The organism is Streptomyces platensis, from assembly GCF_008704855.1.
Lineage (GTDB): Bacteria > Actinomycetota > Actinomycetes > Streptomycetales > Streptomycetaceae > Streptomyces > Streptomyces platensis.
This window is the reverse complement of sequence record NZ_CP023691.1, coordinates 6,315,425-6,334,192: the sequence shown is the minus strand read 5'-3', so window position 1 is coordinate 6,334,192 and position 18,768 is coordinate 6,315,425. Positions and strand designations below refer to the sequence as shown.

The window sequence follows — 18,768 nt, the reverse complement described above, 5'->3', positions numbered from 1 at the left end:
GACTGCTTCGCTTTACGTCCCACACCCCTGCCCCTCCGGCCCGTCCCCTCCCGTTGGGGGTGGGTGGGGGCCGGTGGGGGTGGGCCCTTGTTCTTGCCTGCGGCCTGATGGCTCGTTCAGGGGCGCTTCAGGGGGAGGGGGGCGCCCATCACCGCGTAGGGGGTGGGGGCGCTGGGGAAGAGGACTCGGCGGGCGAGGTCGTGGTAGCCGAGGGAGCGGTAGAGGCGGCGGGCGGGGCTTTCGGTGTCGATGGCGGAGAGGATGGAGCGGGGTTCGGCGGCCTCGTCGGTGATGCGGGTGATCAGTGCGCGGCCGAGGCCGCGGTGCTGGTAGCCGGGGTGGACGTGCAGCTCGGTGATGGTGAAGGAGTCGTCGAGCCAGTGGTCGAGGCACTCGTTGCGGAGGTAGGGCTCGACGACGGTGGACCACCAGTGGGCGCGGTCGTTGGGCATGCCGTAGACGAAGCCGACCAGCCGGCCCTCGGGAGTGGTGGCGCCGAGCGCGCGGGCGCCGGGGCAGCCGAGGTGGCGCAGCACGATGTGCCGGCGGACGGCGATCTCCTCGTCACTCAGGCCGAAGGCGAGCGCCTGGACGGCCAGCGCGTCATCCACGCGGGCAGCGAGATCAAGGGGGCCGACCGCGACGTCATCCATGCCCGGAGCGTACAAGGCGGTGGGTCAGAACAGTACGCTCATGAACGCTCCGACTTCCTCGAAGCCCACCCGGCGATAGGAGGCGCGGGCCGCGGTGTTGAAGTCGTTGACGTAGAGGCTGACGACGGGGGCGACGTCGCTGAGGGCGTAGCGCAGCACGGCGGCCATGCCGGTCTCGGAGAGGCCCTTGCCGCGGTAGGCGGGGTCGACCCAGACGCCCTGGATCTGGCAGGCCCGCTGGGTGGCGGCGCCGATCTCGGCCTTGAAGATGACCTTGCCGTTCTCCGTACGGGCGAAGGAGCGGCCGGCGCCGACGAGTTCGGCGACTCTGGCCTGGTAGAGCAGTCCGCCGTCGCCGGCCATCGGGGAGATGCCGACCTCTTCGGTGAACATGGCCACGCAGGCGGGCATGATCAGGTCCATCTCGTTCTTGCGGATCCGCCGGACGTACGGGTCGGGGGCGATCTCGGCGGACGGTGCGGTGGTGACCATCAGGGGCTGGTGGGCCCGGATGTCGCGGGCCGGCCCCCAGTGGGGCTCCAGCAGCGACCACAGTTCGGCGGTGGCTTCCGCGGGGCCGACGATGGACGAGCAGCGGCGGCCCTGGCGGCGGGCGCGCTCGGCGAAGCCGCGGATGGCTTCGGAGGTGGCGCAGACCGGGACGAGGTTGGCGCCGGCGTAGCAGAGCGACTCCAGGCGGCCGTCCACGTACCAGCCCCACATCTCGCCGCCCAGCCGCCAGGGGTCGAGGCCGGCGATCTGTACGCGGGCGGCGACGAAGGCATTGGCGACCGGATCGCGGTCGAGGACCGCGAGGGCGTCGTCGAGCTCCCCGGGCTCGAGGACCTTGATGGCAGTGGTCGTCAGCACGTGTCGGAAAGCCTCACCGTTACGGGCCTGGGAGGCCAGGCGGGAGCAGGTCTTGGCACTTTACCTCCCCCCGCGCGGGAGCACCCGGCCGCTGCGGGGGCGGATTGCGCCGGGCAGCGCGGAGCCCCGCGGCCCGGGGCGGGCGCGGGGCTCGGCGGCGGTGCCGCGGGGCCGTGGTGGCCGTGGATCAGCCGGCGACGGCGACGGTGGGCTCGCCGGAGGCGATGCCGTCCTTCTCCATCTGCTCGGCGATCTTCATCGCCTCTTCGATGAGGGTCTCGACGATCTTCGACTCGGGGACGGTCTTGATGACCTCGCCCTTGACGAAGATCTGGCCCTTGCCGTTGCCGGAGGCGACACCGAGGTCGGCCTCGCGGGCCTCGCCGGGGCCGTTGACGACGCAGCCCATGACGGCGACGCGCAGCGGCACCTCCATGCCGTCCAGGCCCGCGGTGACCTCGTCGGCGAGCTTGTAGACATCGACCTGGGCGCGACCGCAGGACGGGCAGGAGACGATCTCCAGCCGGCGCTGGCGGAGGTTGAGCGACTCCAGGATGGAGATGCCGACCTTGACCTCTTCGGCGGGCGGCGCCGAGAGGGAGACGCGGATGGTGTCGCCGATGCCCTCGCTGAGCAGGGCCCCGAAGGCGACGGCGGACTTGATGGTGCCCTGGAAGGCCGGGCCGGCCTCGGTGACGCCGAGGTGGAGCGGGTAGTCGCACTGGGCGGCGAGCTGCCGGTAGGCGTTGACCATCACGACCGGGTCGTTGTGCTTGACCGAGATCTTGATGTCGCGGAAGCCGTGCTCCTCGAAGAGGGAGGCTTCCCACAGCGCGGACTCGACGAGCGCCTCGGGGGTGGCCTTGCCGTACTTCTGGAGCAGGCGGCGGTCGAGGGAGCCGGCGTTGACGCCGATCCGGATCGGGGTGCCGGCGTCGCCGGCCGCCTTCGCGATCTCCTTGACCTGGTCGTCGAACTGCTTGATGTTGCCGGGGTTGACCCGGACCGCGGCACAGCCGGCGTCGATCGCGGCGAAGACGTACTTCGGCTGGAAATGGATGTCCGCGATGACCGGAATCTGCGACTTCCGGGCGATCACGGGCAGCGCATCGGCGTCGTCCTGCGTCGGGCAGGCGACCCGGACGATCTGGCAGCCGGAGGCCGTCAGCTCGGCGATCTGCTGCAATGTCGCGCCGATGTCGGACGTGCGCGTGGTCGTCATCGACTGCACCGAGACCGGTGCGTCTCCGCCCACGGCGACCGGACCGACCTGGATCTTGCGGCTGACCCGTCGGTCGGCAAGTTTCGTCGGTACGTCCGGCATTCCCAGTGAAATGGCAGTCATCTGGCGAGCAACCCCAAGGTGTGGATCAAGGCCCCGCAGCGGCGGGCTCCGGTCTTCGAGATTACGGCACGGGAGTCGCGGCAAGCACATCGCGCCCGTGTCGCGCCACGAATGGAGACGGCCGGACACCTCCAAACGCCACAGAGGCGCCCGGCAAACGCCAGGGAGGTGTCCGGCCGCCGCCAAACCCGTTTTCAGGTCAGCTTCACCGGATTCACCACGTCGGCGACCAGGACCAGCAGCGTGAAGCAGATGAAGATCCCGGCGACGACGTAGGCGACCGGCATCAGCTTGGCGACGTCGAAGGGGCCGGGGTCGGGACGCCGGACGATCTTGGCGAAGGCCCGCCGGATCGACTCCCACACGGCACCGGCGATGTGCCCGCCGTCCAGGGGCAGCAGCGGCAGCATGTTGAACAGGAACAGCGAGAGGTTGAAGCCCGCGACCAGGAACAGCATGGTCGCCACCCGCTGCTCCGGCGGAATGTCCAGGGAGAAGACCTCGCCGCCGACCCGGGCCGCACCGACCACGCCCATCGGGGAGTCCTGCTTGCGCTCGCCGCCGTTGAAGGCCGCGTCCCACAGGTCCGGCACCTTGGCGGGCAGGTTTATCAGCGAGGAGACGCCCTGCTCGACCATGTTGCCCATGCGGTCGACGGACTGGCCGAAGGACTGCTGGACGACGCCGCTGGCCGGGGTGAAGCCGAGGAATCCGGCGGTGACGAATTCGCCGGGGACATAGCCGCCGCGGCCGTCGGTCTTGGCGACCTTGTTCTCGATCAGGTCGGCGTGCAGGGTCTTGCGCGCACCGTGCCGTTCGACGACGAGGGTCGCGGGCCCGGTGGTGTCGCGGATCTGCTGCTGGAGGGCGCCCCAGTCCGGCACGGGGTGGCCGTTGAACGAGACGATCTTGTCGCCGGCCCGCAGGCCCGCGGCCTTGGCCGGGGAGTCCTTCGCGCCGGCCGGGCACTTGTCCGTCTTGGCCGCGGCCGAGATGACGCACTCCGAGACCGAGCCGACCTGGGTGGTCTGGGTGTTGATTCCGAAGCCCATCAGGACGCTCATGAAGATCACGACCGCCAGGATCAGATTCATGAACGGCCCGGCGAACATCACGATGACGCGCTTCCAGGGCTTACGGGTGTAGAAGAGCCGCTTCTCGTCGCCGGGCTGGAGCTCCTCGAAGGCCGCCGAGCGGGCATCCTCGATCATGCCGCGGAACGGCGAGGTGGAGCGGGCCTGGAGCTTTCCGTCGTCGCCGGGCGGGAACATCCCGATCATGCGGATGTAGCCGCCGAGCGGGACGGCCTTGATGCCGTACTCGGTATCGCCCTTCTTACGGGAGAAGAGCGTCGGCCCGAAGCCCACCATGTACTGCGGCACGCGGATACCGAACATCTTGGCCGTGGAGAGGTGGCCGAGCTCGTGCCAGGCAATGGAGAACAGCAGGCCGACGACGAAGACGACTATGCCGAGGATGGTCATCCAGGTCGTCATGCGCGAGCCTCCGAAGGTGTCCGTGCCGCACGGGCGGCCAGTTCGCGGGCGCGGGCGCGCGCCCAGGTTTCCGCCTCCAGGACGTCCGCGACCGTCAGGGAGGTTCCCCGTGCGGGCGTGCCGTGCTCGGCGACCACTGCGGCGACCGTATCCACAATCCCTGTGAATGGCAGCCCGCCCTGGAGGAAGGCAGCCACACATTCCTCGTTCGCCGCGTTGAAGACGGCGGGGGCGGTGCCGCCCAGATCACCGACCCGGCAGGCCAGCGATACGGCGGGGAAGGCCTCCTCGTCCAGCGGGAAGAACTCCCAGGTCTGCGCCTTCGTCCAGTCCACGCCCGGGGCCGCGTCCGGGACCCGCTCGGGCCAGCCGATGCCCAGCGCGATCGGCATCCGCATGTCGGGCGGGCTGGCCTGGGCGAGCGTGGAGCCGTCGGTGAACTCCACCATCGAGTGGATGTAGGACTGCGGATGGACGACGACCTCGATGCGGTCGAAGGGGACGTCGAACAGCAGATGCGCCTCGATGACCTCCAGACCCTTGTTGACGAGGGTCGCGGAGTTGATGGTGACGACCGGACCCATCGCCCAGGTGGGGTGGGCCAGCGCCTGCTCGGGTGTGACCCCGGCCAGCTCGCGCTTGGTGCGGCCGCGGAACGGGCCGCCGGAGGCGGTGACGACCAGCTTGCGGACCTCGGCCCGGTCACCGCCGGCGAGCGCCTGGAAGAGCGCGGAGTGCTCGGAGTCGACGGGGATGATCTGGCCGGGCGCGGCGAGCGCCTTGACCAGGGGGCCGCCGACGATCAGCGACTCCTTGTTGGCCAGCGCGAGCACCCGGCCCGCCTTGAGGGCGGCCAGCGTGGGCGCGAGCCCGATGGAGCCGGTGATGCCGTTGAGGACGGTGTGGCAGGGGGAGGCGGCCAGGTCGGTGGCCGCGTCGGGGCCGGCCAGGATCTCGGGCAGCGGCTCGCCCGCGCCGTAGCGGTCCGCCAGCGCCGTACGCAGCGCGGGCACCGCGTCCTCGCGCGCCACGGCGACGGCGGTCACCCGCAGCTGGTGCGCCTGATCGGCGAGCAGCTCGACCCGGCCGCCGGCCGCGGAGAGCGCGGTCACCCGGAAGCGGTCGGGGTTACGCAGCACGATGTCGATCGCCTGGGTGCCGATCGACCCGGTCGAGCCGAGGATCACGATGTCGCGCGGGCCGCCGGGGTGCGGGGCGGCCGGCTCGAAACGCAGATGCGGGTGGGCGAGGGAGTCCGTCATGTGGTCCATTGTGGCCGGTCGCCGAGGGGGCCCGGACACCCAGGCCCGGTCGGATGGATCATGTGGCTCGCCCGCGCCGCGGGACATGCCCCGGGGCCGGTCCGGTGGATCGCTGCCGGACCGGCCCCGGGCGTGCGGCCGAGGGACGTTCAGCGGATGGGCCGCCGGACGTTGTCGGTCATGCTCGGTCCCGGAGTGGCGTCGGCGATCCAGGGGCCGTCGCTGCTGGGGTCGATGATGCCCTCCTCCAGCCAGGCGTAGCTGCCGTCGAGGACTCCGGAGACGACCTTGCGGTCGAGTTCGTCGGTGTTGGTCCACAGCCGGCCGAACAGCTCCTCGACGCGGATCCGCGCCTGCCGGCAGAACACATCGGCCAGCTGCTGTGCCTCCCGGCCGTGGTCCCCGGTCTCCCGGAGGTACTCGGCACGTACGCAGGCGGCGCTCATCGCGAAGAGTTCGGCGCCGATGTCGACGATCCGGCCGAGGAAGCCCTGCTTGGTCTCCATCCGGCCCTGCCAGCGGGACATCGCGTAGAAGGTGGAGCGGGCAAGCTTGCGGGAGGTCCGCTCGACATACCGCAGATGACCCGAGAGCTTGCCGAACTCCTGGTACGTACGCGGGAGTTGGCCCGGTCCGGCGACGAGCTTGGGCAGCCAGCGGGCGTAGAACCCGCCGGCCTTGGCCGCCGCCCGGCCCTTGTCGGCGAGGGTCTTGTCCGGGTCGATGAGGTCACCGGCGACCGACAGATGGGCGTCCACCGCCTCGCGGGCGATCAGCAGATGCATGATCTCCGTGGAACCCTCGAAGATCCGGTTGATGCGCATATCGCGCAGCATCTGCTCGGCGGGGACCCCGCGTTCGCCGCGGGCGGCGAGCGAGTCGGCGGTCTCGAAGCCGCGGCCGCCGCGGATCTGGACGAGTTCGTCGGCCATCAGCCAGCCCATCTCGGAGCCGTAGAGCTTGGCGAGGGCGGCCTCGATACGGATGTCGTTGCGGTTCTCGTCGGCCATCTGGGAGGACAGGTCGACGACCGCTTCGAGGGCGAAGGTGGTGGCGGCGATGAAGGAGATCTTGGCGCCGACGGCCTCATGCTTGGCGACCGGCCGGCCCCACTGCTCGCGGGCCCCGGACCACTCGCGGGCGATCTTCAGGCACCACTTGCCGGAGCCGACGCACATCGCGGGCAGCGACAGCCGGCCGGTGTTGAGCGTGGTCAGGGCGATCTTCAGACCGGCGCCCTCGGGGCCGATGCGGTTCGCGGCCGGGACCCGCACCTGGTGGAAGCGGGTGACGCCGTTCTCCAGGCCGCGCAGGCCCATGAACGCGTTGCGGTTCTCGACGGTGATGCCGGGTGAGTCCGCCTCGACGACGAAGGCCGTGATGCCGCCCTTGTGGCCCTCGGACGCGGGCACCCGCGCCATCACCACCAGCAGATCGGCGACCACGCCGTTGGTGGTCCACAGCTTCACACCGTCGAGCACATAGTCCGTGCCGTCCGGGACGGCCATGGTCGCCAGCCGGGCCGGGTCCGAGCCGACATCGGGCTCGGTCAGCAGGAAGGCCGAGATGTCCGTACGGGCGCAGCGGGGCAGGAAGGTCTCCTTCTGCTCCTTGGTGCCGAACAGCTTCAGCGGCTGGGGGACGCCGATCGACTGGTGGGCCGACAGCAGCGCGCCGATGGCGGGGCTGGCGGTGCCGACCAGGGACAGCGCGCGGTTGTAGTAGACCTGGGTGAGGCCGAGGCCGCCGTACTTGGGGTCGATCTTCATCCCGAACGCGCCGAGCGCCTTCAGGCCGTCCACGGTCTCGTCCGGAATCTGCCCCTCGCGCTCGATCCGCGCCCCGTCGACCTCCGTCTCGCAGAATTCGCGCAGCGTGGCCAGGAACTTCTCGCCGCGGCGTACGTCGTCGACCGCGGGGGTGGGGTGCGGATGGATGAGGTCGAGCCGGAAGCGCCCCAGGAACAGTTCCTTGGCGAAGCTGGGCTTGCGCCAGTCCTGCTCGCGGGCCGCCTCGGCGACCTGGCGTGCTTCGCGCTCGGAAACGTTGCGGATGGATGGAGCGGTCATCAGGAGCTCACCTCGCCGCGGGATCGGGAGTTCTGCGCCGGCGGGCCGGTCGGCCGCTGGACAGCGCTACTTGTGAGAGTTACCCGATCCGCACGGGTTGCACCACTGGAGCTACCGGGCGCGGGTGGGTGTTCGGGCCACCGCACGCCAAGCGGGACCTGTGCCCCGGCCCCGGACCGGGCCGGCCGGCCGCCCTCCGCCCTTCGGGGGGTGCGGCATACCGCGAAGGTGGTACGCGCGGCGCGGTCTCCCCCCTGGGGCACCGGCGCGGCTCCCCCTCGGACAGGAGGAAGCGGCGGGGGCGCGTCCCGTACGGTCAAGATCCGGCATGGCGGGAGACGATGCCGGAAACGGGGGACGCGGCGCGCTCCGGAAACAGGGTGCCGGAGCGCGCCGCGTCGAGAGGCCGGCGCCGGGGGGCGCGCCGGCCTGGGCCCGGACGGCGATACGGCCCCAGGGAGGGCCGTCGCTGTCCACCGGTCCGGGCCGGGCCGGGTGTTACAGGGCGAGTCCGGTCAGGACCAGCACCCGCTCGTAGGTGTAGTCGTCCATCGCGAAGCGCACGCCCTCGCGGCCCACACCGGACTGCTTGACGCCGCCGTACGGCATCTGGTCGGCGCGGTAGGACGGCACATCGCCGATGATCACGCCGCCGACCTCCAGCGCGCGGTGGGCGCGGAAGGCGGTCTGCACGTCATGGGTGAACACACCCGCCTGAAGGCCGAACTTGGAGTCGTTGACGGCCGCGAAGGCCGCGGCCTCCCCGTCCACCTTCTTGAGCGTGAGGACCGGGCCGAAGACCTCCTCGCAGGCGAGGGTGGCGTCGGCGGGCACGTCCTCCAGGACGGTCGGCGCGTAGGAGGCGCCGTCGCGCTTGCCGCCCGCGAGCAGCTTCGCCCCGCGCTCCACGGCCTCGTCGACCCAGCTCTCGACGCGCTGGGCGGCGTCCTCGTTGACCAGCGGGCCGACCTCGGTCGCGTCGTCCGACGGATCGCCGGTGACCTGCGCCTCGACGGCCGCCACGATCTTCGGCACCAGCCGGTCGTACACGGAGGCGTCCGCGATGACCCGCTGTACCGAGATGCAGGACTGTCCGCCCTGGTAGTTGGAGAAGGTGGCGATGCGCTGCGCCGCCCAGTCCAGGTCCGCCTCGGAGGAGAAGTCCGGCAGGACGACGGCCGCGCCGTTGCCGCCGAGCTCCAGGGTGCAGTGCTTGCGCGGCACCGAGTCGAGGATCGCGTAGCCGACCTTCTCGGAACCGGTGAAGGAGACCACCGGCAGCCGCTCGTCCTGGACCAGCGCCGGCATCCGGTCGTTGGGCACCGGGAGGATCGACCAGGAACCGGCCGGCAGGTCGGTCTCGGCCAGCAGCTCGCCGAGGATCAGGCCGGAGAGCGGGGTGGCCGGCGCCGGCTTGAGGATGATCGGCGCGCCGGCCGCGATAGCCGGGGCGATCTTGTGGGCGCAGAGGTTCAGCGGGAAGTTGAACGGGGCGATGCCCAGGACCGTGCCACGCGGGAAGCGCCGGGTCAGCGCCAGCCGGCCGGCGCCACCGGCGTCGGTGTCCAGCCGCTGCGCCTCGCCACCGTTGAAGCGGCGGGCCTCCTCGGCGGCGAAACGGAACACGGAGACGGCGCGGCCGACCTCGCCACGCGCCCACTTCATGGGCTTGCCGTTCTCCGCGGAGATCAGCCGGGCGATCTCCTCCGTACGCTCCACCAGCCGGCGGTGCACATGGTCCAGCGCGGCGGCCCGCACATGCGCGGGGGTCGCGGCGAGCTCCTCCTGGACGGCGACGGAGGCCGCGACGGCCTCCTCGACCTGGGCCTCGGTGGGGACGCTCACCGTGCCGACGAGACGTCCGTCCCAGGGGGAGGTGACATCGAAGGTGGCCTCGCCGGTGGCCTCGCGGCCGGCGAGCCAAAAGGCGGTGGGGGCTGCATCAGTGGGGATCGGCACAGTGGAACCCGGCCCTTCAGAAGTGGTGGGTGGTGCGCATGGCTCAGGGAGCGTCTCTGCGGTTTTGACTCTGGACCCACGGTAGGGGTGCGGCGCCGTTGTGGCGTTTGTCCGAAGCGGCGTAATCACAGCGCCCGTCTCTCCGCGGTGGAGGGGGCGTACGGGGCCGATCCGGGGCGCGTGGCGGCGCGGCCTCCCGGAGCTCCCGCGGCCGGTCCTCAGGGGGAGCTTCTAGGCGCCTCCGACGCGCTCGTCACCGGCCCGCCGCCGGCCTACGAGGACACGGCCCACCGGCCTACGGGGACGCTGCCTCCCCGCGCCTTCCAAAGACTGCCACCACGCGGAAGCAGCGAGCTCGCTCGGGCGGCCCTCCCCGGGGCGACCCCACCCTCACTACTCCCCCTGCGGCGCCGAGGTGGCCTTGAGCGCCAGCCACAGCTCCATCCGCACATCCGCGTCGTCCAGCGAGCGCCCCAGGATCTCCTCCACCCGCCGCATCCGGTAGCGCAGCGTGTGACGGTGCACCCCCAGGTCGGCGGCGGCCGCGTCCCACTGGCCGTGCCGGGCGAGCCAGGCGCGCAGCGAGGCCACCAGATCGCCGCGGCCGGTCGCGTCGTGCTCACGCAGCGCCCGCAGCAGCCCGTCCGCGAAGGCGCGGACCGCATCGTCGGCGAGCAGCGGCAGCACGGAGCCGGCCGCCACGTCCTCGTGCTCGACCAGCGCACGGCCGCGCCGCCGTGCCACCGAGAGCGCCTGTTCGGCCTGGCGGTAGGCGTTCGCGGCGGCTATCGGCCCGGTCGGCGCCGACAGCCCGACGGCCAGCCACGCACTGTTGCCCGCCTCCGCCCGCGCCGCCCGGCCGCGCGCCCGCGGCTGCGCACCGGCCCGGGCCTCGGCCTCGGCGGCGTACGCGGCACAGGCGTCCGCGGCCGCCCCGCCGTCCGTGACCAGCACGATCAGCCGGCCGCCGTCCGGAACGGCCAGCACCGCCTCACCGGTCCGCGCGGCCGCGGAGTCCATCGCGTCGGCCAGCGCATCGAGCACCCCCACGGCCCCGGCGCCCGCGGCACCGCCCGACGACGGCTCCTCACCGGCCACCGGTTCGGCGACCACCACCCGGAACGGCGCGTCCAGCAGCCCGCCGTAGAGCCGCCCGGCCACCGCCCGCGCATGGTCCGGCTCCCCCGCGAGCAGCATCTTCAGCACCGCGTCACCCAGCCGCTGCTCGGCGTCCTGAAGCGCCCGGGACCGCTCGGTGGTCAGGGTGAGCAGCGCGACCGCGGAGTGCACGGCATAGCGCTCGGCGGTGCCGAGCGGCGCGGCGGTCCCCACCGCGAGCACCCCGCGGGCCCGCCGCCCGGTGCCCAGCGACTGGAGCTCGACCCGGTCATCGCCGTCGGTGTCGCTGACGACCGAGCTGGCGGGGGCGGGCCGCTCCCGCAGCCGCCCGACGTCGTCGGTCAGCCGGGCCGCGCGACGGGCGGCCCAGTCGGGGGCGGCGGCCACCACCGCGCCCGACGCGTCGTAGAGCGCGGCCCAGCCGTCCAGATGCGCCGCGAGCCGGGCCAGCAGCTCGGCCGGCCCCTCCGCGCTGAGCGCCGCCCGGGTCAGCTCCCGCTGCGCCTCGAACCCCGCCGTCACCGCCCGGTACTGGTCGGCGGCGACGGCCGCCGACACCGCCTTGCTGATCGCGATGAACGGCGTCCTGCGCGGCACCCCGAGCAGCGGCAGCCCCTGCTCCCTGGCCGCGTCCACCAGCGCCTGCGGCACCCCCTCGTAATTCACCCCGACCGCGAACCCCAGCCCGACGACCCCGGCCTCCGCGATCCGCCGCACATACCTCCGGGTCGCCTCCGCGTCCTCCGCGTCCAGCTTGAGCGCGGTGATCAGCAGCAGCTCGCCGCCCTCCATGTAGGGCACCGGATCGATCAGCTCGCTGGCGTGCGCCCAGCGCACCGGTGCCTCCAGCCGCTCCTCGCCCGCGAGCACGGTCAGCTTGAGCGCGGTGTGATTGACCAGGGAAGCCAGGGTGTGCGGCATGGAACCTTCATGACATCGACGACTACGAGCGACCGACCGGCAACCGGCCACGAACGGCCGATGCCCGCCCGGCACCCGATTGATTACGCCGCCTCGTATGAACGGCCACTGCCGATTCTGCCTCAACGGAGGAATCGGGGGACCCACCTTTCCAGCCCCCCACGCCTCCGGGCCGGGCAAACGGGAAGGGCGGTCCCCCGGCCCCTCAGGACCGCAGATCCACCAGCACCGGCGGAGCATGCTCCCCGGCCACCGAGGTCACGGACAGCACCGCATGCCCGGGCGGCACCGAATTCGCCAGATCCGACGCGGACCAGCGCTCCCGCTCCACGGTGCGGACGGTGACGGCTTTGGCGGTCACGTTCTTGCCCGTGACCAGCCGCCGGATGGAGTGCATGACCTTGGTGAACGGCTCGTCGGAGACGATCTGCCGGTCGGTGACGTCCCGTGTCTCGACCCACGCCTTGCCCCACACCTCGGCGAACCGCGCCCCGTCCCAGGTGGTCACGCCCGCGAACGCCATCCGGCAGCCGACCGCACCGAGCAGGGTGCCGCGCAGCGCATCGGGCACGTCGTCCAGCGAGCGCAGTGTCAGCACCGCTCCCGCGTTGGCCGACCGCAGCCGCTGTAGCCCGCGGAGCGCCTCCTGGGTGATCACATGTGAGGCGTCGTCAAGTACCAGGCAGGCGAAGACCGACCGGTCCGACCGGGCCACCGCGCACTCGGTGAACTGCGCCAGGACCAGCCGGGCCAGAATCCGCGCGGCCTCCGTGTGTCCGCGTTCGGGCAGATCGATCCGTACCCGCAGCGGATGGTCCAGGGCGCGCAGCGACACCTGCCGTGCGCGCCCGGTCGGGTCGAAGAATCCCGCGAACGCCGGCCGGTCCAGCAACGCGATCCGGTCCGCGAGCAGCACCCCGGCGTCTCCCGGCCGTTCCGCCTGCCGCTCCCGGGCGTCCAGTTCCCGCAGCGCGCCGTGCTCACCGGCCGCGTCGAGCGTGGCCCGCAGCCCCGCCATCGCCTCCCGTGCCCCGTCCAGCAACTCCCGTAGCTCCGCCACCCCGGGGAACCGCCCGTGCGCCACCTGGAACGGCCCCAGCAACTGCCCCAGCACGGTGGCCGCCCGGCGCACATCGCCTCCGGGCAGTGTCGCCGCCACATCCCCTACCAGTGCCTCGGCCAGCATTCCGGCCGCCTCATCGGGGTCGGTCGTCCCGCCGTACAGGTCCAGGTCGCACTCCGCGTCGCGGTGCCCGATCCTGATCACGGCGTCGAAGGCGTCCTCGGGCGCGGGCGTCGAGGCCGCCGTCCCGAGGGAAACGACGGCGGCACGCCCGGCCAGCGCCTGGAGGCACAGGCTCTCAACCAGCGGGCGCACCAGGCGCGTTGTCTTTCCGGAACCGGGCGGACCGACCGCCAGCAGCGAGGTACCGAGCACGTCGGGTTCGAGGGCACAGCCCGTGCCGCGCCGCTCATAGGGGTTGCGTGCGTCCTCGGAGGCCGTGCCGATACGCACCTGGGAGGTGAGGAGATCGTGCGGTGCGGTCCGCGTCGGCAGATCGCGTGCCCCGGAGGGGTGCAGACACGCGGCGGCGCCGTGGTCCCGCACGCTGTCGACGAAGGCCTGAAGCCGGCTCGGCTGTGCTCGCACGGACTGCCAGGCACGGCTGATCCGCGCATGATCGACATCGTTCATGAGCCCGGACCGGGCCTCGTGCGCCAGGCGGTCGGCGGCCCCGGGAGCGCCCGCGGCACGCAGGGCGGCCCACTCGGCCTGGTCCACCTGAAGCACCCGGGCGGTGGGGTCGGCCTTCGTCCCGGCGTCGGACGTGCCCCGACGGCTCGGCGAGCCGTACCGGCGACGCAGCTCCGGCAGGCAGGCGAACCGGCTGAAGACGGCCAGCAGCAGCCCGAGGTCGATCAGCGAGAAGCTGGTGGCGTAGTAGAAGTACGACGCGGCCTGCCCCGACACCGGCGTCAGATGCTCCAGCTGAAGCATCAGGAGGGACGAGTCGGTCGTCTTGTCGATGCACCACTGCCAGAGCAACCACACGAGCAGCAGGGTCACGGCCGCCCGCGCGAACAGCTGTCCGCCGGGGAGCGCAGCGGGGTCCTTGGGCGCCAGCCACGCCGGCAGCCTGTCCCAGACCCGGTTCGCCGCCGGGGCGAGCAGCCGGCGGAACAGCGTGGGCCATCGCCCCACCCGGCTGAAGACGATGACGATCACGCCGAGAACGAGGGCCATATAGATGAACGACGAGACGATGTTGGCGTTGCCCGTCTTCCACGCGTCGGGGAGCATCACCTCGCGCGGCCACTTCCAGTAGGGGCCGAGGTAGTCGTTCATCAGCAACGACCAAATCAGCCACGCACACAGGAACGAAATCACCGCCCCGGCGATCAGCTGCGGCACCGCGATCTCGTGCGGCTCCTCCTTGGGCCGGGGCTTGTGCTCGAAGGCCCAGACCCCTGGCCCCGACAGGACCCGCGGAGCGCTCAGCCAGGCCATGAGCGGGGACTGCGCCGCATCGCCGGGCCGGGTGCCGGAGCCCGCGGCCCGGCCGGCCGCGGCGGTCGGAGCGGCGAAGTGCGGCGCCGCAGTGGGCCGCGGCGGCACGTCCGGGGGTGCCGCCGGCCGCGGCACCTGGTCGGAGCGGGTGTTGCGTGCGTCGTGCGTGCCCTCGGTGTCCATCCGGTGCCCCTTGTCCCCCTTGAGCCATGGCCTGCTGCGGCCGGGGCGGCCGGCCGCGTTGTCATTGTCATGCCCGCGCTGGTGGCCGCCGTTGCCGGGTGGGCCGCGTTCAATCTACTGGCCGTGGGGCGTCGCTATGTCCGGTGCGGACAACGCAACACGCGCACTTCTCCCGAACGGAACATGCCAGACCCGCCCGGCCGCCCCTAGCCTGCGAGAACAACACCTGTGTACGTCCCGTTCCACCCCCAGGAGACTGCCATGACCGAACTGTCCGGAGGCCCCGCCCTCGCCCAGGAGCGTCGCGTCGTCACCGCGATCCCCGGCCCGAAGTCGCAGGAGCTGTGGGCCCGTAAGCAGGCCACGGTGGCCGGTGGTGTCGGCGCCGTGCTGCCCGTCTTCGTCAAGCGCGCGGGCGGTGGCGTCCTGGAGGACGTGGACGGCAACTCCCTGATCGACTTCGGCTCCGGCATCGCGGTGACCTCCGTGGGCAACAGCGCGGAGGCGGTCGTCCGCCGGGCCACCGCGCAGCTCCAAGCCTTCACCCACACCTGCGCCATGGTGGCGCCGTACGAGCCGTACATCGAGGTCTGTGAGCAGCTGGCGGAGCTGACGCCGGGCGACCACGCGAAGAAGTCGGCGCTGTTCAACTCCGGTGCGGAGGCGGTCGAGAACGCCGTCAAGATCGCCCGGGTGCACACCAAGCGTCAGGCGGTCGTCGTCTTCGACCACGGCTACCACGGCCGGACGAACCTGACGATGGCGCTCACGTCCAAGAACATGCCGTACAAGCAGGGCTTCGGCCCGTTCGCGCCCGAGGTCTACCGCGTCCCGGTGGCCTACCCCTACCGCTGGCTGACCGGCCCGGAGAACTGCGCGCAGGAGGCCGCCGACCAGGCCATCTCGCAGATCACCAAGCAGATCGGCGCGGAGAACGTCGCGGCGATCATCATCGAGCCGGTGCTCGGCGAGGGTGGCTTCATCGAGCCGGCCAAGGGCTTCCTCCCGGCGATCGCGAACTTCGCGAAGGAGAACGGGATCGTCTTCGTCGCGGACGAGATCCAGTCCGGCTTCTGCCGCACCGGCCAGTGGTTCGCGTGTGAGGACGAGGGCATCGTCCCGGACCTGATCACGACGGCCAAGGGCATCGCCGGCGGTCTGCCGCTGGCGGCCGTCACCGGGCGCGCGGAGATCATGGACGCGGCGCACGCGGGCGGTCTGGGCGGCACCTACGGCGGTAACCCGGTCGCCTGCGCCGCGGCGCTGGGCTCCATCGAGACCATGCGCGAGCAGGACCTGAACGCCAAGGCCCGCCGGATCGGCGAGGTCATGACGGCCCGTCTGCACGCGATCGCGGAGAAGTACGACATCATCGGCGAGGTCCGCGGCCGCGGCGCGATGATCGCGATCGAGCTGGTCAAGTCCGGTTCCAAGGAGCCGAACCCGGAGGCCACCGGCGCCCTCGCCAAGGCCTGCCACCAGGAGGGCCTGCTGGTGCTGACGACCGGCACGTACGGCAATGTGCTGCGCTTCCTGCCGCCGCTGGTCATCGGGGAGGACCTGCTCAACGAGGGTCTGGACATCCTTGAGGGCGCCTTCGCCGCGCTCTGAGCGGCCGACAGCGCGCACCCCGCGGGAGGAACCCCGGCGCGGCCCGGGGCACGGCTCATGTCGTGCCCCGGGCCGCGCCCCGTTCCGGGCCGGTGGACGGGCGGGTGGGTGGGGAGGACGGGCCGGTGCGCGGGCTGGTGCGGGCCGGTGCACGCCCTGTCCGCCTTCCCCTACGCCCCCCTTCTGTCCCCCTTTCTGGGCTCATTTCCGTATGGACGCGCGTAGCTGGAGACATGGCGTGAAGAAGATGTGCGGGGCCGATGGCGGCAGGGTGATGCGCCTGTCGGGCGCGCTCGCCGTGCCGTACGGTTTCTGCAGATGAGAGAAACACCCCGCTCGCAGGGGACTGCGGGCGACGCCCGGTCGGCGCTTCCCCGGCTCCGATCAGGCCGTGCCCTCGCGCACGACACCGGAACCCCCGGTTCCGGGAATCCTCACCGATCGGATGTCCGCCCGCCCCATACCCCCCGGGGCGCGCGGGACACCGGTCCACCCGGCCGCCTCGGAACCACCCCCCCCTGTTCCGAGGCGGCCGACCCCTTTTCCGGGCTCTGCTGACACACCGTGCTCCCCGGGCCCGTCCGGTGGCGGCTCCCGGGGCTCCTCCCCGTGGTGGGTCGGTGCCTTCGGTGCGCTGCTCTTCGCCGCACTCACCTGGCAGGTGGCCGGCCACGGCCCGCTGCGCGCCCTCGACGAATGGCTCGGCCGCGCGCCGGCCACCAGTCATCTCCCCGCCGGGCCCGCCGAGTTCTGCGCCGATCTCGGCAATACAGCAGTGGCGCTACCGGTGTTGTGCGTGGTCATGGTGTGGGCGGGGTGGCAGGGGTGGCGCGGCAGAAGCGAGGAGGCGCCCAACGACGGTGCCCCGGTGCGGTGGTGGCTGCCGCCGCTCGCCGCCGGCCTCGCCTTGGCCGTCGTACCCGCGCTGGTCGTCCCGCTCAAACTGTGGCTCGCGCGGCCGGGCCCGCCGGGGATGGCGGGCGGGGCGCACGACGGCTTCTATCCGTCGGGCCATGGCGCCACGGCGGCGGTGGCGTACGGGGTGGCCGCGCTGTTGGTGATCCGCGGGGTACGGGGGAGGCGGACGGGCCGACCGGCCCTCCGGTTGTTCGCGCCGGCGGTCGTGGCCGTGGTGGCGCTGCTCAATGTGGCCGTCGGACTCGGTCTGGTGCGTCGCGGCTATCACTGGCCGCTGGATGTGCTCGGCAGCTGGTGTCTGGCCACGGTGCTGCTGGCGGTGTGGTGCGCGGTGTGCGACCGGTGGGCGGGGGCGGGCGCCGGGCGGGCGCCGGGGCGCTGAGGAACACGCCGGGGGCGGACCGCTGCCGGCCGCCCGCCCCCTGCGCCGCGCGTCAGCTGTCGAAGCCCAGCCCCACCTTGTCCATGGCCTTCAGCCACAGATTGCGGCGGCCGCCACGGGTGTCGGCCTGGGTCATCGACCACTGGGTGATCCCGATACCGGCCCAGCGCAGCGGCTCGGGCGGGAAGGGCAGCGGCTTGCTGCGGACCATCTCCAGCTCCGTACGCTCGGTGCGCTCGCCGGACAGCAGGTCGAGCATCACATCGGCGCCGAAGCGGGTGGCCCCCACACCGAGGCCGGTGTAGCCGGTGGCGTAGGCGACCCGGCCGGCGTGTGCGGTGCCGAAGAACGCGGAGAAGCGGGAGCAGGTGTCGATGGCGCCGCCCCAGGTGTGGGTGAAGCGGAGCCCCTCCAGCTGCGGGAAGCAGCGGAAGAAGTGCCGGGCGAGCTTCTCGTAGGTGGCGGGGTGGTGGTCGTACTCGGCCCGGACGCCGCCGCCGTAGCGGTAGACGATGTCGTAGCCGCCCCACAGGATGCGGTTGTCGGCGGTGATGCGGAAGTAGTGGAAGTGGTTGTTGGAGTCCGAGAGGCCCTGGCGGTTCTTCCAGCCGATGGCGGCGAGCTGTTCCTCGGAGAGCGGCTCGGTCATCAGGGCGTGGTCGTAGACCGGGACGATGTACGGGCGGACCCGCTTGACCAGTGACGGGAAGGCGTTGGTGCCGAGCGCGACATGGCGGGCGAAGACCCGGCCGTAGGGCGTACGGACGGCCATGCCGATGCCGTCGGAGGCCAGGTCGGTGGCGGGCGTGCGCTCGTAGATGCGGACGCCGAGGCCGAGGCAGGCCTGCTTCAGGCCCCAGGCGAGCCGGGCCGGGTTGAGCATGGCGACGCCGTCGCGGTCCCACAGTCCGGCACGGAAGGTCGGCGAGTCGACCTGGGCGCGCAGCTCGTCCTCGTCGAGGAAGGTGTGCCGGTCCAGGCCGAGTCCGGCGGCGTCCTCGGCGAACTCCTTGAGTTCGGCGATCTGGTGGGGCTCGGTGGCGATGTCGATCTCGCCGGTGCGCTCGAAGGCGCAGTCGATGCCGTAGCGCTCGACGGCCTCCCCGATGGCGTCGAGGTTGCGGATGCCGAGCTGTTCGAGGGTGGCGAGTTCACCGGGCCAGCGGGCCAGGCCGTTGCCGAGGCCATGGGTGAGGGAGGCGGCGCAGAAACCGCCGTTGCGTCCGGAGGCGGCCCAGCCGATCTCGGCGCCCTCGACGAGGACGACATCGCGCTGGGGGTCGCGCTCCTTGGCGATCAGCGCGGTCCACAGGCCGGAGTAGCCGCCGCCGACGACCAGCAGATCGCAGGTCTCGTCGCCGACGAGGGCGGGTCGGGCGGCCGGGCGGTCCGGGTCGGCCAGCCAGAAGGGGGTGGGTTCGGCGTCCGCGAGCGCATGCGCGGCGGACGGGGTCATGGCAGCTCGTGCCAT

12 protein-coding genes are annotated in these 18,768 nt (G+C 72.2%); 2 read left to right on the top strand and 10 right to left on the bottom strand.

Annotation, left to right across the window (positions count from 1 at the left end; all coding sequences use genetic code 11):
- Window positions 1-116: 116 nt before the first annotated feature.
- The 9 genes from CP981_RS28165 to CP981_RS28125 form a co-directional block, all read right to left on the bottom strand.
- Complete coding sequence (locus CP981_RS28165; protein WP_085927568.1) at window positions 117-653, bottom strand: GNAT family N-acetyltransferase; 537 nt, start codon at window positions 651-653, stop codon at window positions 117-119.
- A gap of 24 nt (window positions 654-677) precedes the next feature.
- The gene (locus CP981_RS28160; RefSeq protein ID WP_085927566.1) at window positions 678-1,523 is read right to left on the bottom strand and encodes a GNAT family N-acetyltransferase; all 846 of its coding nucleotides are present in this window, start codon (window positions 1,521-1,523) and stop codon (window positions 678-680) included.
- A 187-nt stretch (window positions 1,524-1,710) separates the two neighbouring features.
- Window positions 1,711-2,868 (bottom strand): flavodoxin-dependent (E)-4-hydroxy-3-methylbut-2-enyl-diphosphate synthase, encoded by a 1,158-nt coding sequence (ispG, locus tag CP981_RS28155; protein ID WP_085927565.1) that lies wholly within the window; start codon window positions 2,866-2,868, stop codon window positions 1,711-1,713.
- Window positions 2,869-3,062: 194 nt separating this feature from the next.
- Window positions 3,063-4,364 carry a M50 family metallopeptidase gene (locus tag CP981_RS28150; protein WP_085927564.1) on the bottom strand — a complete coding sequence of 434 codons (1,302 nt, stop codon included), beginning with the start codon at window positions 4,362-4,364 and terminating at the stop codon, window positions 3,063-3,065.
- Entirely contained in the window at window positions 4,361-5,626 is a 1,266-nt protein-coding gene (dxr, locus tag CP981_RS28145; protein ID WP_085927563.1) for a 1-deoxy-D-xylulose-5-phosphate reductoisomerase, read from the bottom strand. The genes CP981_RS28150 and dxr overlap by 4 nt, the downstream gene beginning before the upstream one ends.
- Before the next feature lie 149 nt (window positions 5,627-5,775).
- On the bottom strand, window positions 5,776-7,695 hold the full coding sequence (locus tag CP981_RS28140) for an acyl-CoA dehydrogenase family protein (protein ID WP_085927562.1): 1,920 nt from the start codon (window positions 7,693-7,695) through the stop codon (window positions 5,776-5,778).
- Window positions 7,696-8,193: 498 nt separating this feature from the next.
- Complete coding sequence (locus tag CP981_RS28135; protein WP_085927561.1) at window positions 8,194-9,654, bottom strand: aldehyde dehydrogenase family protein; 1,461 nt, start codon at window positions 9,652-9,654, stop codon at window positions 8,194-8,196.
- A gap of 393 nt (window positions 9,655-10,047) precedes the next feature.
- On the bottom strand, window positions 10,048-11,694 hold the full coding sequence (locus CP981_RS28130) for a PucR family transcriptional regulator (RefSeq protein ID WP_085927560.1): 1,647 nt from the start codon (window positions 11,692-11,694) through the stop codon (window positions 10,048-10,050).
- A gap of 205 nt (window positions 11,695-11,899) precedes the next feature.
- Window positions 11,900-14,386, bottom strand: coding sequence for an ATP/GTP-binding protein (locus CP981_RS28125; RefSeq protein WP_085927559.1), 2,487 nt, complete (start codon window positions 14,384-14,386; stop codon window positions 11,900-11,902).
- A 261-nt stretch (window positions 14,387-14,647) separates the two neighbouring features.
- Here CP981_RS28125 and gabT point away from each other — a divergent pair, with 261 nt between their 5' ends.
- The gene (gene gabT, locus CP981_RS28120) at window positions 14,648-15,997 is read left to right on the top strand and encodes a 4-aminobutyrate--2-oxoglutarate transaminase (protein WP_085927558.1); all 1,350 of its coding nucleotides are present in this window, start codon (window positions 14,648-14,650) and stop codon (window positions 15,995-15,997) included.
- A 661-nt stretch (window positions 15,998-16,658) separates the two neighbouring features.
- Window positions 16,659-17,297, top strand: coding sequence for a phosphatase PAP2 family protein (locus CP981_RS28115; protein ID WP_107429585.1), 639 nt, complete (start codon window positions 16,659-16,661; stop codon window positions 17,295-17,297).
- Window positions 17,298-17,349: 52 nt separating this feature from the next.
- On the opposite strand, the gene CP981_RS28110 is transcribed toward CP981_RS28115, so the two are convergent.
- A complete protein-coding gene (locus CP981_RS28110; RefSeq protein WP_406480251.1) occupies window positions 17,350-18,768 on the bottom strand; it encodes an NAD(P)/FAD-dependent oxidoreductase in 1,419 nt (472 codons plus the stop codon).